The following is a 16,688-nucleotide window of genomic DNA, read 5'->3' on the forward strand; positions in this document are numbered from 1 at the left end:
TTGAACCCTCCTTGTATTTAATCGACCTTCTTTGTTATTGGTGCAAATGCCGTTAACAATCGTTTAATGCCTTGTTCTTTGAAAGCAATATCCAATTCAGCATCTGAACCTGAGCCTGAAACTTTAACGATGGTTCCAGTCCCCCAAGCTTTATGTTCAACTTTTTCACCAATACGCCAAACAACTGCATCAGCACCCGTACCACTATCCCGTTCAACCGTCTTAGTAGGGCGATGATAAGTTGTCGCCGTCGCACGTTGATTTGAGTACGAAGCACGCACAGAAGATGCCGATGGTGCTGCCGTTTTGTTATCTAATTCAAGTAAGGTTTCATCAATTTCACCAATAAAACGTGACGCTTGATTGCTTTGGCGGCGTCCATATAACATTCTTGAAAAAGCATTTGTCAGATATAATTTACGTTCAGCACGTGTAATTCCCACATAAGCTAAACGGCGTTCTTCTTCTAATTCATCATCCTCTAACATGGCACGAGAAAGTGGGAAAATCCCCTCTTCTAATCCCATTAAAAAGACAACTGGGAATTCAAGACCTTTGGCAGCATGTAACGTCATCAATGTGACTTCTTCAGGTTCTTCTGCAATATCATCTTGCGCAGAAACTAACGCTAAATCAGCTAAAAAATCAACATAACGATCACTATCATCTTCTTCAGCTTCCCAACGGTCATCAAATTGTTGTGTTACAGACAAGAATTCCTCGACATTTTCAAGTCGCGTTTCATTTTCGATTGTTTTCGTCTTTTTCAAACTAGCTTCATAACCAGATTGTTTCAAAATTTCTCTGGTTAATTCTGTCACATTTAAAAATTCACGCATTTTTTGTAAACCACGAATCATTGTGGCAAATTCTTGAAGTGATTTACCCGCTTTACCAGAAATGTTAGCAAGTGCTGAATTTTCAGCCCCTTCAAGCATTGTCCAGTTATTCATGTCTGAAAATTCACGTAACTTATCAATGCTACTTGCACCAATACCACGCTTTGGCACATTCACAACACGGTCAAAACTCATTGAATCTTGATCATTAGCAATTAAGCGAATGTACCCCAAGATATCGCGTATTTCTAAGCGTTCGTAGAACTTGTGTCCACCAACTATTTTGTAAGGAACACTTGATTTTAAGAATGTTTCTTCAACCACACGAGACTGTGCATTCGTCCGATATAAAATGGCAAAATCACCATAGTTCAGATGGTTATCTTTGATTTGTTCTTGAATCTTCTCAACAACGTAATGTGCTTCATCATTTTCACTTTGACCGCGATAATAAGAAATCTTCTCACCATCTTTATTATCAGTCCAAAGACTCTTATCACTGCGGTTTGTATTGTTGTCAATAACCGAGTTAGCCGCATTTAAAATCGTTTTTGTTGAGCGATAATTTTGTTCCAACTTAACCACAGAAGCATTTGGATAATCTTTTTCAAAGTTCATAATATTATCCATATTGGCACCACGCCAACCATAAATACTTTGATCCGCATCCCCAACAACACAGAGATTTTTAAAACGTTCCGCTAGCATATTAACCAACGTATATTGGGCTTCATTGGTATCTTGGTATTCATCCACATGGATGTATTGGAATTTATTTTGGTAGAAAGCCAACGTTTCTGGTTTCTCCTTGAATAACCGAATCGTTAACATAATCAAATCATCAAAATCGACAGCTTGATTTGAGCGTAATTCTTTTTGGTATGCCGTATAAACTTTAGCAACCATTTGTTCAAACATACTAGCAGCACGCTCAGCATATTCTTTTTCTGTCAGTAAATCATTTTTAGCATTCGAAATAGCACCCAAGACAGATCTTGGATCAAATTTTTGTGGATCAATATTTTGTTCTTTTAAAATTCGTTTAACTAATGTCCGTTGTTCGCCTGGATCAGCAATGGTAAACGCACGATTATAACCAATTTGATCAATGTCGCGTCTTAAAATACGCACACAAAGTGCATGGAAAGTTGAAACCCAAACATCTTCTGCGCCTTTATCAAGTAATTTATTAACACGTTCGCGCATTTCTTTTGAAGCTTTATTCGTAAACGTAATGGCTAAAACGTTCCACGGATTAACCCCTTTTTCTTCAATTAAATAAGCAACACGATGTGTTAATACGCGTGTTTTTCCACTTCCGGCTCCAGCCATAATCAAGAGTGGTCCCTCTGTTTGTAAGACGGCTTCTTTTTGTTTGTTATTCATTCCGTTCAATAAGCTTTCAGTAGTCAAATTAGTCAATCCTCTCTATAAATCAGTCACTATACATTATAGCAAAAAAACGCCCTAACTTCTTTAATTTTTGTTTAATATATGCGGTATTTTACTCAATTAAAAAGGATGAATCGAATTAATTCGATTCATCCTTTCATTTTTATTAATTTATTGATTCTTTTTTAGTCCAAATCCCAGTATCTTCAATTTGGTTTAGTGCTTCTCGCACCGAATCTGATTGAACTAAAATATGTCCAGCCCGATCCATTTTATGATTTTCTGGATAACGATAAAAATGGTAATACCAATTATTTTTAAGGACCCATTGTGTCTTCAAATCAGCACATTCTTCCTCTTTTAAAGACACCATAATAGTTGGTGCAAGGAATTTAACTTTTGATAATGGTAACCCACATATCGCACGCAAATGCTGTTCATACATAGAGACGTTCGTGGCTTTATCAAAGACATACCCTGATTGGTGCATAGCTGGCACAATGCGTTTCACATAAATGGCACCAGATTTTGTGACAAAAAAGCCAACTTCTAACGCACCAGTATAATCTAAATTCTCAGCAATTTTAATGGCAATTTTGTGAATTTCAGCAGACGTTTCCGTATCTAAATTAGCAGGAACAATGGCTTCATGCAATCTATGATCACTATATCTACTTTCAATAGCTGGGAAAAAATTAATTTCCTTACCATTTTTGATGAGAATCATTGAAATTTCTTGTTCATAAGGAATCCATGATTCTAAAATATATGTCCCACGTTCAACCAAGTGTGCGGCATCCGAAATATCAGCTTGCGTCCGAATCACACTCTGATAATTTTTACCAAACCCTTTTTGAATAGGTTTTAGAACACTGGGATAACCTATTGAAAGTACAGAATTATAAACATCTTCAAGTGATACGATGGTTTCAAATGGTGGAATGTTAATATTTAATTGCTCAAAAAAAGCTCTCTCCAACAAACGATCCTGTACAATTTCTAGGGCGTTATATTGCTGTGGGACATAAGTGAATTTTGAAATATATTCAATGACTTCTGAACTGACATGCTCAGATTCGTATGTCACAATATCTGTTCGTTCAGCGAATTCTTTCAATTTATCCTTATCATTCATCTTACCCACAACAGAATAATCTGCTAATTGAAGTGCTTCACTGACTTCATTTTGACTGTATGCTGCTATTTTGAAGCCTAAATTTCTTGCAGCCATGGCCAACATTGCACCCGTTGGACTATCTCCAATTATTCCCAATGTACTTCCAGGAAAGATTACTTTTTTTTCCACTATTATTCACTACTTTCTACTTTAACTTTACTCTTAATCATACTGTTATCACGCAATTCAAGCAAGCTTTAGCATCAATAATTTAACAAATTCATTAGAAAATAAAAAAAGAACGCAAAATGCGTTCTTTTCAATAAGTTTAATCTTCAAAATGAACTTGACCACCATCAAATGATGAAATCTTAGCAAGTGATTCTAAACGAACCCCACGTTCATGAATTAATTCAGCACCCTTTTGGAATGATTTTTCAATCACAATCCCAATACCTGCAATTTCAGCTTTAGCTTCATCACAAATTTTGAATAAGCCTTCAGCTGCTTGACCATTAGCCAAAAAATCATCAATAATTAAGACACGATCATTCTCGCCTAAAAATTTATTGGCAACAGCAATCGTACTTTCAATTTTTTTCGTGTATGAATAAACAGAAGCTGAATACAAGTTATCTTGCATTGTTACACTTTTACTTTTACGCGCGAAAACAACAGGAACATGGAATTGTAACCCAACAAAAACAGCTGGTGCAATACCTGATGATTCGACTGTTAAGATTTTAGTAATTTTTTCATCTTTGAATAGTTTGGCAAATTCTTTACCCATTGTAAACATTAAATCAGGGTCAACTTGGTGGTTTAAAAATTGGTCAACCTTCAATACATCTCCTGGTAATACAATACCATCTTGCATAATTCTGTCTTCTAAAAGTTTCACGTTAGGGTACGCTCCTCTTGCTATCTATATTTTTTGGGTATAAAAATAGCTTTTTCACTTCGGTATCAGTAAAAAAGCTACATTCCGGTTTTGAATGACTCAAGAATAACATAAAATAGGGTTAAATTCAATTTGAATCCACTCATTTATTGCTATTGTAATTGCCATAAATCCGTTTTACTTATCGTATTGATCTAACTTATATTGCTTAATAATATCTGTTAATTTTGTACTATAATCATTATCAGTTGCGTATCCATCAACAATTAGAGCTGCTGCTGCATCTTCATACGTTGTTGCTGAGATAACATCAGAAAATTGGTTTTTATCCCAAGTGTTCCCATGAGCCAATAATTTTGAATGAGACATGATGGCTTCATCCCAATCTTTGAAAACGATAAACTTAGCGGTTACTTCTTCCCACTTGCCATCTTTCCCTTGTTCTTTTGTTCTAAAATCTTTAGCTCGCTTACCCGTTCCTTTAATACCAAACAAATTGTTGTAATCTTTAGCTAAGGAACTTGTTCCCCAATCAGATTCTAAGATTGCTTGTGCAATCGTAATACTAGAAAAAACGTGATATTTTTTTTGCATTTTTTGTGCTTCAGGTGAAACTTTTTTTATGAAAGCTTGCTTCTTAGCAGCTTCTGCGGCCTTTTTAGCTGATTCACTTGCTTCAATTTTTGAGGTTGATAATGACGTTGCAATTGATTCATCTCGAACAACGTTATTTTTATGAACGTGCATCGAAATAACGACTGTGATAATGCCTAGAATCAAAATTAAAACAACAATATTCGCAACTTGAACTTTCCCATTTTTAATAAAAATCCCTCGTCCATTTTTCTTTTTCATTCGTACACCCGTCCCTATACTTTTTAATTGATTTACCTATTTTACCCTAATTTTGTACCTATTTCCATCGTATTTTTTCTCTTTTAATTAAATTTCTGTTAAACTTGATGTATCTTAATCGGGATAGGAGAACAATTATGGCAAAAAATTTGAATTGGGGAATTATCGGACTTGGTAACATCGCTCACAGCTTCGCAACTTACTTTGACCAACCATTTGGTGAAATTTATGCAGCGGGCTCACGCGATTTAGAAAAAGCACAAACGTTTGCGAACGAATTTAACATTCCACATGCCTATGGTAGTTACGAAGACTTATTAGCTGACAAGGAAATTGATATCGTTTACATTGCGACACCTCACAATTATCACATTGAAACAATCATGGCCGCTCTTGAAGCTGGTAAACATGTTTTAAGCGAAAAAGCCATTACAATGACAAGCGCTGAATTAAAACAGGCAACTGATTTGGCTGAAAAAAAAGGCTTGATTTTACAAGAAGCAATGACGGTTTACCATATGCCACTCTACAAAAAAATCATTGAAGTTGCTGAAGAAAACAACTTAGGTAAGTTGAAAATGATTCAAGCTTCATTTGGTAGTTCTAAAGAGCCAGATCCAACAAATCGCTTTTTCAATCCTGATTTAGCTGGGGGCGCATTATTGGACATTGGCGTTTATGCGTTGGCATTCGTTCGACAATTCATGACAGCAACACCTGAAATTACAGGATCATCAATGAATTTATTCAAATCAGGCGTCGACGAATCTGAAACTATCAGTTTAAGAAATAACAACGACGAACTTGCAAATGTGTCTTTAACCTTTAGAGCTAAAATGCCTAAAATGGGAATCATTGCTTACGAAGGTGGTTACTTTACCGTTTATGATTATCCTCGTGCTAACAAAGCCACGTTAGTCTTTGCCGATGGTGCTACCAAAGAAATTATTTTTGGCCATACAAAACAAGCCATGAATTATGAAATCAAAGATGTTCAAGACATGGTTTCAGGCGAATTAGATCCCAAACCTTTCTTAGAAAAAACAACAGATGTGATGTCAATCATGACACAAGCTCGTGAACAATGGCACTATCAATACCCATTCGAAAAATAAAGGGCATTCAAAAAGTTATCAACGTTAATTGTTGATAACTTTTTTTAATTTCATGCTACACTAAAAGAAAAAGAGGCAGGGCTTAATTTTATGAAACGAAAGAAACGCTACTACAAAAATCGAACACGAAATTACTTAGTTGGACTCGCAGTCCTTTTAATCGTGTCACTTTTCAGTGGTAAATTACCTGATTCAGTGAAAAACTTACTACAATCAAATAATCATACCACTTCCATCCGTGTTAAAAGCGGAACAGGAAAAGCAAACACAAGTGCTATTAATAGTAATAAAGCGGTTAACGGGATTATTGATAATAAAAATCCAACATTTTCAAAAAGTGACCTAGCAGATTCTTCAAGCGGCTGGATTAAATACGGTGCTCTCGATTCACTTGGACGTGCCACACAGGCAAACGCCCTTTTAGTTAAGGCTTTGGAAGCTAGAGGGACATCAGCTAACGCTTCTATCCGCCCCACTGGCTTTGTTTCTGGACTGTCACCTTACTACCATTCCCGTGGCCATTTAATTGGGCGACAACTTGGTGGTAACGGTGATAAGAAAGAAAATCTAGCAACTTTGTACCAGAATCCCGTAAACACACCTTACATGACTAAATACGAAAATGCGGTTCGGGCAGCCATCGATAAAGGTGATCATGTTCGTTATCAAATTACCCCTATTTTCTCTGGCAAATCGCTCTTTCCTAAAGCGATTCAGATGCAAGGTAAAAGTACAACCTCTTGGGGAAATATCAATTTTAATGTTACTATTTTGAATAAACGTTAATTCAAAGGAGTGTATTAGTCATGTTCACAGAATTAAAAGGCCAACTATCGGATTTAGCACCACAAACGTTGCAAAAACTGCTACTTGATTCAAACATCCATCAAACAAGCGATGGCTACTTGCAATTTCCAGGTCGCTCACTTCAAACACAGTTTCTTGAGACCATGAATTTTTTACAAACACCTGATACAATCTCTTTAAACTGGGATGATGTCTGCATTTTAGGTCAGACAATTGATGGCGATTACCTTGCTGGGGATGCTTATTCAACGACTTTCTTTATTCCTAAAAGTTTACTTGCTGAGGAGACTGAAATCCATCAGATGCCCCTCATTGATGCTTTAATTGCCCTAGAATCTGGCGAATTAAACTCGAAAATTATTTCTAAATTCAATTAAAAAGTTGTTAACAGAGAAAAATCTCGTTGTTAACAACTTTTTTAATACATAGATTTAACTTTTACGAACCATTTTTTGTAACGGTCTCGCAATTAATGGGGCAACGATCCCTGCCAAAATCATTTCTGGCACCCCATTTGTGACAACTAATCCCATAATATAAGGCAATAATTGTTCCATATCAACTTTATAAAAATTAGCAGCCTGTCCATGATACAACAGATAAATAAGCCCTAAAACTAAGACCGTATTAACTAATGAACCAATAATGGATGCCATGACCATCGCCAATGTTTGATTTTTCCACCATTTATATAAAAAATAAAAAACAGCTGCCGTAACAATTCCAATTAGGAGTCTTGGCACAATTGATATCAGTGGATTGGTGAACACAATCGGCGCAATTGGACTTGTGGGTGACACAAAAGCTCTGATAAATGTGATTAGTCCCCAGACACCACCAACAAATGCCCCATCCTTCCAACCTAATACCAAAGCCGCAACAATAACGGTAATGTGAATCGTTGTAATACTTAACGGTCCAACCGGAATATAACCAAATAAGGGAACGAAATTTTGAACGATAATAATCGCAATAAATAACGCTAAAATACTCATATGATATGTTTTATTATTAGTTTTCATGTTTTTACTCCTACAAATTTAATCGTCTTTTCAATGTTTCTTTATTATAACTGATTTAACGTACGTTGCCATTAATATGCAAAAAAATAGTTCTTCAATGATTATGGGGGTAATCATTGAAGAACTATTTAAATCATTTTATCTTACATGAAAGAGATAAGCGTTGTTAAGATAGGAACAACAATGATAAACAAGATTGTACTTGAAGTAACAATGTTTGTTGCGTATTTAACGTCTCCATGTGCTTCATTAGCTAAGATTGGCAATACAGCTAACATAGGTGTTGCTGATTGAACAATCAATGTTTTTTGTAATAATGGTGCTAAATCTGCGCCAGTTAAATGTGTGCCCAAAAGGATAACAGCAATCAAAATGATTGGTGATAAGACAAAACGTCCAAGTAAGGCAACGATTGTATCACGGTCAAATCTGATACTCTTCAAACCAGCTTTGGCTAACACAATACCAATATAAATTAATGATAATGGTGTCACTAATCCACCGACATAGCTTAATGTTTGGTTAATGAAATCAGGAACTGGAATTGCAAGAACCAAGAAGATTAATGCAACGATAAACCCAACAAGTGGCATTGGGATTACTTTAGCCCAGTTGATTTTCTTTTTCGTTTTATCTGATTTATCTTTTGTAGGATCATCATTTGAAATTAAGAAAACACCAAATGCCCATGTTGAAACTGTATTAATAATATAGTAAACAAGGAAATATGAGATACTCTTGTCGCCAAATAATGCAATATTTAAAGGTAACCCAATGAAAATTGTATTTGCGTTAACAACGGCATTCATAAAGATACCACGACGACCAGGTCTGATGTTCAAAAGATGAACAAGTGCCCAAGCAATCAAGTAACCGATAATAACCGCAATTGCAGGGTAGAGTAAACTACCTGATAATGCAACTAATTGATCACGTTTTAAATATTTCAAAACAGAAACGAAAATTGATGCTGGCAAAGCAATTTTAGTAATTAATGATGAGATGTTGCCACCGAATGAATCAGCGAACCATCCTTTAACTTGTAAAATATAACCAAGTAACATCATCAAAACAACAACTAGAACACTTTGAATTGATTGGAAAAATACCATAATTAATTGTCCTTCTCTCTACGCTTTTTTTAGTACTTAGGTGTCCATTTCATATCTGCAACAGTCTTCTTAACATCCGTAATTGCTTCTTTGTTTAATTTTTGGTCTACGACACTTTGGGCAACAACTTCTGCGATTGTTTGTGAAAATTCTGCTAAATGTGTAACAGGTGGTAATACAGCAGCACCAACGGCTGTCGTATCAACGATTCCACCTAAAGCATGGCTAGCTTGTGACAAGATTTCGCCATTCACTCTTGAAGCTGTTGATGCAATAATACCAAATCCAAGACCTGGGTACATAAGTGCATTGTTAGCTTGGCCAATTTGGTAAGTAACACCATTGTAGTCAACGTTATCTGCTGGGATACCAGTAGCAACTAATGCTTGTCCATCAGTCCATGCAATCAAATCTTCAGCTTTAGCTTCTGCTAATTTTGTAGGGTTTGATAATGGGAAGATGATTGGACGTTCAACATGTGAAGCCATTTCTTGAACAATTTCTTTCGTAAAGGTACCAGGTTGTGTAGATGTTCCAATCATAACAGTTGGTTGAACAGCTTTAACAACAGCTTCTAAAGAAGTTAATTCATCAGCGTTAGTAAATTCTGAACGTTTGTGCGTAAATTCTTTTTGACCAGGTGTTAAGTCTTCTGTATCATCAAACAACAACCCTTGTTTGTCAACTAAGAAGAAACGTTTGCGAGCATCTTCTTCTGAAACACCAGCGCGTTTCATTTCGTCCATGATTTGGTTAGCAATTCCGACACCAGCAGTACCAGCACCGTAAGTGATAACTTTTTGGTCAGCAATTGAACCTTTAGTGATACTTAGCGCACCTAAGATACCAGCTAAAACAACAATCCCTGTACCTTGAATATCATCATTAAATGTTGTGATATCATTTTGGTATTTTTCAAGAATATTAGCAGCATTTGAGCGGCCAAAATCTTCCCAATGTAATAATAATTCTGGGAACAAGCCTTTTGTACTTTGAACAAAACCATCAACGAAGTCGTAGTATTTGGCGCCAGTTACGCGAGCATGTTTGTTACCAAGGTATAATGGGTCATTCATCAATGTTTCATTGTTTGTACCAGCATCAATTGAAACGGGTAAAACTTGTGAAGGATTGATTCCAGCAGCTGCTGTATAAACCATTAACTTACCAATTGCGATATCAACACCGTTGACACCCCAGTCGCCCATACCTAAAATACCTTCAGCATCTGTCACAACGACCAAACGAATGTCACGACCTGCAGCAGCATTTTTTAATGTTGCTTCGATATCTTCTGGATGATCGATTGATAAGAATGCAGCATTTTGTGGGTTAACATAAATTTCATTGTATTCTTCGATTGAGTCAGCAACAACTGGATCATAAACAACTGGCATGAATTCAGCAACATGTTGGCCCATTAAGTAAAAGAATAAGGTACGGTTTTCGTTGAATAATTCCATTAAGAAATGGCGTTTTTCAAGGCCTGATTCTTTACTTAAGTATTGTGCGTAATTTTGTGTTGCTTGTTCTTCGATTGTTTGCACCTTAGCTGGTAACATACCAATAAGTCCTAATTCACGACGTTCGTCCATTGTAAATGCTGTTCCTTTATTTACAAATGGGTTATTTAAAATATCTTGTGCTTTTGTCATAATTGATTCCTCCATTATTTTTTTATATTTTTGTTTTCTCTGTATCTTACAAAAACTAGAATATACCCCTTGGAAAATTATAGTCAAACATATGTTATACTATAAATATTATTTATATGAGGACTAAAAACGTTGATTCTAAGGGGATTATAATGAACATTCGAGATTTAGAATATTACCAACAAATAATTAATTTAAGAAATTTTTCAAAAGTTGCTGATTTTTTTTCAGTTAGTCAACCCACCATCACAACTTCTATGAAGCGATTGGAAACAGAACTCGATACACAATTAATTATCCGTGACCAATCCCATCACCAAATTTTATTCACACCAAGTGGTGAACAGTTTGCGGAACACGTTGCGATTATTCTGCGAGAATTAAAAATCGCAAATCAGGAAATTGAACAACTTAAAAATGAACGTATCCGATTTGGCCTACCTCCTATTATAGGAACCTACTACTTTCCACAAATTGTTGGTAACTTATTCCAATTAGGCTTAATTGATCATCTTGATACTGTTGGTAATGGGTCTCAGGACCTTCTCATCCAATTAATAAATGGCTCATTAGATATGGCTTTGCTCGGTTCGGTTAAACCCATAGAAGATGATCGCTTAATTGTTAGAAATTTTGCCTCTAAAAATTTCAAAATCATCGTGAGTAAACGACATCCACTTGCATCAAGGAAATCTATTAAATTTGCTGAACTTAGAAATGAAAAATTCATTATGCAGAATGAAGGCTTTGTTCACCCAATCGCTTTTAAAGAATTAACGGCCAAGAATCATTTCAAGCCACAAATCATCTATACCACGAGCGACAGTCAAATCATTAAAAAGATGGTTGCTGAAAATGTTGGTGTTGGCTTTTTAACGGAACTTGCTTTGGACGCTTCAGATAACCTTGTTGCATTACCTTTATCAGAACCAGACCAACCCAAATTCTTAATGTCACTCGTTTATCGCGTCAGCCATATTTTAACGCCCACTCAAGCAAAATTAATTGACGTTTTGATTGATCCTTCTATATAGGAATAGAAAAAATGCAAGTTCACATTTTATCATGTGAACTTGCATTTTCTTTTTTACTAAGCTTCCGGTATATCTAATGTTTCGATTTTTGAATCTAGCGCTGGTTTATCGTCAGCTTTTTTTGCTTTTTTAGTTGTTTTCTTTGGTTCTTCTGTCTCTGCCTTAACTTCTTTAGCAGGAACTTCTGCTTCATCAGGTGCAAAGATTTTTGCACGAACTTCTTGATCCATTTCATGTAACATTTCTGGTTTTTGTTCCAAAATATTAACAACGTTTGGTTTACCTTGACCTAAACGTTCACCATGATATGAGAACCATGAACCAGCTTTTTCAGCAATGCCATTTTCAACAGCTAGATCTAAGATATCAGCAGTAGCTGAGATACCTGACCCATACATCATATTCAATTCAGCAATCTTGAATGGTGGTGCTACTTTATTCTTAACCACTTTAATTGTTGTTTCATTCCCAATAACGTCAGTACCATCTTTAATTTGTCCACGACGACGAACATCCAAACGGATTGTTGCGTAGAATTTCAAAGCACGGCCACCCGGTGTTGTTTCAGGGCTACCGAACATAACCCCAACTTTTTCACGTAATTGATTAATAAAAATAACGGTTGTTCTTGTTTTATTAATTGAACCAGCTAATTTACGAAGAGCTTGTGACATCATACGGGCTTGTAACCCAACATGCGCATCACCCATTTCGCCTTCAATTTCAGCACGAGGAACTAAGGCTGCAACTGAATCAATAACAACAAGGTCAACGGCACCACTGGATACCAAGGCATCCGCAATTTCTAATCCTTGTTCACCAGTATCTGGTTGTGATAATAATAGACCATCAATATCAACACCTAGTGCTGTCGCATAGGCTGGATCCATCGCATTTTCAGCATCAATATAAGCGACCGTACCACCATTTTTTTGTACTTCTGCAGTTGCATGAAGCGCAATCGTTGTTTTACCAGAACTTTCTGGTCCGTATATTTCGACAATACGGCCTTTAGGAAAACCACCCACACCTAATGCGTAATCCAACGATAAAATACCTGTTGAAGTGACATCAATCTTTGTATCGGCTTTGTCCCCCATCTTCATGATAGCGCCTTGTCCGAATTCTTTTGTAATTGCTGATAACGCTTTTTCTAATGCTGCTTCGCGTTCTTTACCATCTTTTCTTTTGCCGTCTCCGGTTGCAATACTTCTGTTAGCCATAGTTAGTACCCCATCCTCTCAATAGTAGAACATCTGTTCGTTTCTATTTACTTATCATACCTTATTAAATTTTATATCGCAAGCGTTAAATTATTTTTGTCAAAAATAAAAAGAACGATGCATTTATCGTCCTTACTAAGTGTCAATCCATTCAACTATAACGCACGCTTATTAATTAAGTACGTCATTTTATTCAAAAAAAATTTAATTTCCTAAATTTATTCCATTGCTTCAATCTGACTAATTGTTTCTTTCAAAACTCGTCTAAAAGTCGCTAAATCTTTCCCAGTCACTTGTGTCTCTAATTTACTTTCCAATTGATTCCAAAAATCACTATTGACGGTCGTTAACTCTTTATATTTATCTGTCACAAACAAATGAATGACCCGTTTGTCTGAAATGTCCGCTTTTTTCGTCACTAACCCTAACGTAATTAATTTCTTCAAATGGTAATTCGTATTTGGTGTCGACTGATTCAATAACGTTGACACACGCCCAATTGTTGGGCTCTTCAACTGCTCGATTGCGTTTAAATAATAAGTATCAATTGTCCCTAATTGCTTAATATTCATAAGCCCATCTTGCTTCCCATACAAGCTCAATAACTGATTTAATTTGTTGAAAGTTCCGCTTAACTCAATCATTTTTATCCTCCTAGTTATATGCACTTAGTTCTCACCCAAAACAAAACTAAAAACAATTATCAATTTCTAATACCTAAATGCTCATTTCACTTATTATAGATTAAAAGGGGGGACATATACAAGTAATATGTTCCCCTCTTTTCTTAAAAATATAAAATTAGTGAAAACGTTTAACTCCCTGTGACCGTTGACCCTTGCCAACTAAGCATTCCGCCATAGACATCAACAACATCTTTACCTTTTTCAAATAAAATATCTGCAGCCTGCGCACTTCGACGTCCCGAGCGACAAATGATATAAACTTGACCCTCTAACTCATATTGATCAATTTCATCTAAAGGCACATTTATTGCGCCAGGAATATGCCCTTCCGCAAATTCAAAATCTTCACGCACATCAATGATTTGTGGCTTATCTAGTAACAATGCTTCGAGTTCTGTCGTTGTGATTGTTGGAATATCATCTTCAAAGTTCATTTTAAATCCCCCTGTTTGTCATTTTATAGGCTTTATTGTATTGAATTTCAGCACAATTTACAAGAAACATCTGTTTCTAACTTAGATTGGATTTTAGTTTACTCGTTATATCGTCCAAAAGTAAAATAAGACGCATTAAGTTCGATTTAAGATTCTAAATTGTACCCTCTTTTCTATATTAAATATTTCCACTAAATTCTTAAGCAACTACTAAATTCAAAAAATATTAAAACCTTTTGAATTTTTTTAGAGCTAATAGACGATTGGGAACAGCGTAGGTTAGGTGAAATTATCACAGAGGCTAAACGGCCTATAAAAATGGATGATAATTCAATTTACCAATTAGTAACCGTAAAGCGACGTAATAAAGGAATTATTTCTAGAGGCTTTTTTAAAGGAAAAGATATTTTAGTGAAAAATTATTATCAATTAAATTCAGGAGATTTTTTAATATCCAAACGACAGGTTGTTCATGGTGCAACTGGAATGGTTCCTATTTATTTGGATAAAGCTATTGTATCTAATGAATATTTTGTTTCAATTGGCAATAATAATATCACAACAAATTTCTTAACTATTTTAGCAAAACTACCAGAGATGTACAAAATGTTTTTTCTTAGTTCATACGGTATAGATATCGAAAAGCTTGTATTTAATGTTGCCGATTGGAAAAAAAGAAAGATGTTTATTCCTAAAATTGATGAGCAAGTAAAAATAGGAGAGCTTTTTAACTTATTAGATAACACTATCGCTCTTCATCAAGAGAAGCTAAATAAATTAAATAGACTAAAAAAAGGTTTACTACAATTTATGTTTCCTGAAGATAATAAGGCTATGTATCCGAGATTAAGATTTACTGATTTTTCGGAAGATTGGGAACAGCGTAAGCTGGAAAATTTATTACAGGAACGGAATGATAAAACTCAACCTTCGTCTGATTATCCACTTATGTCATTTGTTGCATATAAGGGTGTTGTTCCTAAAGGAGAGCGTTACGATCGAAGTTCACTTGTTTTAAATAAGAACAAAAAATATAAACGGACTCTGTATGGAGATTTTATCTATAGTTCTAATAATCTTGAAACTGGATCAATTGGGTTTAATCAAACTGGAAATGCACTAATTTCACCAGTGTATAGTATCTTTCAATCTACAGATAATGCAGATAGTCGATTTATAGCGTTGATATCTACAAAAAAAAGGTTTATTTATTCAATGATTAGATTTAGACAAGGTGTTATATATGGTCAATGGCGAATACACGAAAAAGACTTTTTGAAAATCAAAGTAAATGTTCCAATTAAAAATGAGCAGTTAGAAGTAATCATATTTTTTGAACGTCTAGAAAATATAATCACTCTTCATCAACAAAAAATCGATAAACTCAAGCAAATCAAAAAAGCTTACCTTCAAAAAATGTTTATCTAGCGTTATCTTGAAGTAAGCGTAAGCCTCCTAAATAATGAAGAAGATGATTAAATCATCAACTACATTTAGGAGGTTTTTTGTATGATAAGCAAAAAGAAGAAAGAACAACTGTTTTACGATTATTTTGAAGAATGGGTGGAATTATATAAAGTTGGTGCAGTTCGCCAAGTTACCTTGCAAAAATACCGCATGACAACGCAACGACTCGTTGAATTAGCACCAAAATTAAAGATGGGTGAATTAAACCGTCAACGCTATCAAGAGTTATTAAATGAATATGCGATAACCCATGAACGACAAACAACCATGGATTTCCATCATCAAATTAAAGGATCAATTATGGATGCCGTAGATGAAGGGATTATTGATAAAAATCCCACCCGAAAAGTTATCATTAAAGGTCGAGAACCCAGTGAGAAGAAAATAAAATTTCTTAATCAATTTGAAATGCAAGCAGTATTCAGAGAAATGAATTTAACAGACGAAATTAATTGGGATTGGTTTATTCTCCTAATTGCAAAAACAGGATTACGTTTCTCAGAAGCCCTAGGATTAACACCAAATGATTTCGATTTTTCTAAGCAAAAATTAGAAGTCAATAAAACATGGAATTACAAACGAGCTCATGGTAGCTTTCAAGAAACAAAAAATGAATCTTCTAAACGGAAAATTCAAATTGATTGGCAAACGGCTATGCACTTTTCACAATTAATTAAAGGAATGGATCCTGAAAAACCAATTTTCGTAAAAAGTCGGGTTTTTAATTCAACTGTGAATAATCGATTAAAGGTCCTTTGTGAAAAAGCAGATAGTCCTGTAATAACAATTCACGGACTACGCCATACTCATGCCTCATTGTTATTATTTGCTGGAGTATCAATTGCAAGTGTAGCAACAAGATTAGGTCATTCTAGTATGACAACGACACAAGAAACCTACTTGCATATTATTCAAGAATTAGAAAATAAGGATAACGATAAGATTATGCAACATCTTGCTTCTTTGATGTAAGAATACATATGCGAAAGGACGAGACCAGAAATTATATTCTGATTTCGTCCTTTTCGT

General features: G+C 35.2%; 16 protein-coding genes. 6 read left to right on the forward strand and 10 right to left on the reverse strand.

The window, feature by feature from the left end; genetic code table 11:
- Positions 1–17 precede the first annotated feature (17 nt).
- The 4 genes from pcrA to ACVQ8P_RS08280 form a co-directional block, all read right to left on the reverse strand.
- Positions 18–2,252, reverse strand: a complete 2,235-nt coding sequence (gene pcrA / locus ACVQ8P_RS08265) for a DNA helicase PcrA (protein WP_462298743.1) — start codon at positions 2,250–2,252, stop codon at positions 18–20.
- 145 nt (positions 2,253–2,397) lie between these two features.
- Positions 2,398–3,537, reverse strand: coding sequence for a 5-(carboxyamino)imidazole ribonucleotide synthase (locus ACVQ8P_RS08270; RefSeq protein WP_462298745.1), 1,140 nt, complete (start codon positions 3,535–3,537; stop codon positions 2,398–2,400).
- 139 nt (positions 3,538–3,676) lie between these two features.
- Positions 3,677–4,249, reverse strand: coding sequence for a xanthine phosphoribosyltransferase (locus ACVQ8P_RS08275; RefSeq protein ID WP_462298746.1), 573 nt, complete (start codon positions 4,247–4,249; stop codon positions 3,677–3,679).
- Positions 4,250–4,426: 177 nt separating this feature from the next.
- Positions 4,427–5,104 (reverse strand): glycoside hydrolase family 73 protein, encoded by a 678-nt coding sequence (locus ACVQ8P_RS08280; protein ID WP_462298748.1) that lies wholly within the window; start codon positions 5,102–5,104, stop codon positions 4,427–4,429.
- Between the two features lie 137 nt (positions 5,105–5,241).
- Here ACVQ8P_RS08280 and ACVQ8P_RS08285 point away from each other — a divergent pair, with 137 nt between their 5' ends.
- The 3 genes from ACVQ8P_RS08285 to ACVQ8P_RS08295 all read left to right on the forward strand — a co-directional run bounded on the left by ACVQ8P_RS08285 (position 5,242) and on the right by ACVQ8P_RS08295 (position 7,403).
- On the forward strand, positions 5,242–6,219 hold the full coding sequence (locus tag ACVQ8P_RS08285) for a Gfo/Idh/MocA family protein (RefSeq protein ID WP_462298750.1): 978 nt from the start codon (positions 5,242–5,244) through the stop codon (positions 6,217–6,219).
- Positions 6,220–6,309: 90 nt separating this feature from the next.
- Positions 6,310–7,005 carry a DNA/RNA non-specific endonuclease gene (locus ACVQ8P_RS08290; protein WP_462298752.1) on the forward strand — a complete coding sequence of 232 codons (696 nt, stop codon included), beginning with the start codon at positions 6,310–6,312 and terminating at the stop codon, positions 7,003–7,005.
- 20 nt (positions 7,006–7,025) lie between these two features.
- Positions 7,026–7,403, forward strand: coding sequence for a hypothetical protein (locus tag ACVQ8P_RS08295; RefSeq protein ID WP_462298754.1), 378 nt, complete (start codon positions 7,026–7,028; stop codon positions 7,401–7,403).
- Positions 7,404–7,457: 54 nt separating this feature from the next.
- Here ACVQ8P_RS08295 and ACVQ8P_RS08300 read toward each other — a convergent pair whose 3' ends face one another.
- From ACVQ8P_RS08300 to ACVQ8P_RS08310, 3 genes are all read right to left on the reverse strand, one after another.
- Entirely contained in the window at positions 7,458–8,048 is a 591-nt protein-coding gene (locus ACVQ8P_RS08300; protein ID WP_462298755.1) for an ECF transporter S component, read from the reverse strand.
- A gap of 143 nt (positions 8,049–8,191) precedes the next feature.
- Positions 8,192–9,160, reverse strand: coding sequence for an AEC family transporter (locus ACVQ8P_RS08305; RefSeq protein WP_462298756.1), 969 nt, complete (start codon positions 9,158–9,160; stop codon positions 8,192–8,194).
- A 29-nt stretch (positions 9,161–9,189) separates the two neighbouring features.
- On the reverse strand, positions 9,190–10,860 hold the full coding sequence (locus ACVQ8P_RS08310) for a malolactic enzyme (RefSeq protein WP_462298839.1): 1,671 nt from the start codon (positions 10,858–10,860) through the stop codon (positions 9,190–9,192).
- A 107-nt stretch (positions 10,861–10,967) separates the two neighbouring features.
- Here ACVQ8P_RS08310 and ACVQ8P_RS08315 point away from each other — a divergent pair, with 107 nt between their 5' ends.
- Positions 10,968–11,849 (forward strand): LysR family transcriptional regulator, encoded by an 882-nt coding sequence (locus tag ACVQ8P_RS08315; protein WP_462298757.1) that lies wholly within the window; start codon positions 10,968–10,970, stop codon positions 11,847–11,849.
- Between the two features lie 56 nt (positions 11,850–11,905).
- Here the strand turns inward: ACVQ8P_RS08315 and recA are convergent, their stop codons facing one another.
- The 3 genes from recA to ACVQ8P_RS08330 form a co-directional block, all read right to left on the reverse strand.
- Positions 11,906–13,072, reverse strand: coding sequence for a recombinase RecA (gene recA, locus ACVQ8P_RS08320; protein WP_462298758.1), 1,167 nt, complete (start codon positions 13,070–13,072; stop codon positions 11,906–11,908).
- Between the two features lie 218 nt (positions 13,073–13,290).
- On the reverse strand, positions 13,291–13,716 hold the full coding sequence (locus ACVQ8P_RS08325; RefSeq protein ID WP_462298759.1) for a MarR family winged helix-turn-helix transcriptional regulator: 426 nt from the start codon (positions 13,714–13,716) through the stop codon (positions 13,291–13,293).
- A gap of 170 nt (positions 13,717–13,886) precedes the next feature.
- Positions 13,887–14,192 (reverse strand): rhodanese-like domain-containing protein, encoded by a 306-nt coding sequence (locus ACVQ8P_RS08330; protein ID WP_462298760.1) that lies wholly within the window; start codon positions 14,190–14,192, stop codon positions 13,887–13,889.
- A 255-nt stretch (positions 14,193–14,447) separates the two neighbouring features.
- Between ACVQ8P_RS08330 and ACVQ8P_RS08335 the strand changes: the two genes are divergently transcribed.
- Together ACVQ8P_RS08335 and ACVQ8P_RS08340 are read left to right on the forward strand one after the other, a co-directional pair.
- Complete coding sequence (locus ACVQ8P_RS08335) at positions 14,448–15,620, forward strand: restriction endonuclease subunit S (protein ID WP_462298840.1); 1,173 nt, start codon at positions 14,448–14,450, stop codon at positions 15,618–15,620.
- A gap of 81 nt (positions 15,621–15,701) precedes the next feature.
- Complete coding sequence (locus ACVQ8P_RS08340) at positions 15,702–16,631, forward strand: site-specific integrase (protein WP_462298761.1); 930 nt, start codon at positions 15,702–15,704, stop codon at positions 16,629–16,631.
- The last annotated feature ends 57 nt before the right edge of the window (positions 16,632–16,688 follow it).

The organism is Dellaglioa sp. BT-FLS60, assembly GCF_054941065.1.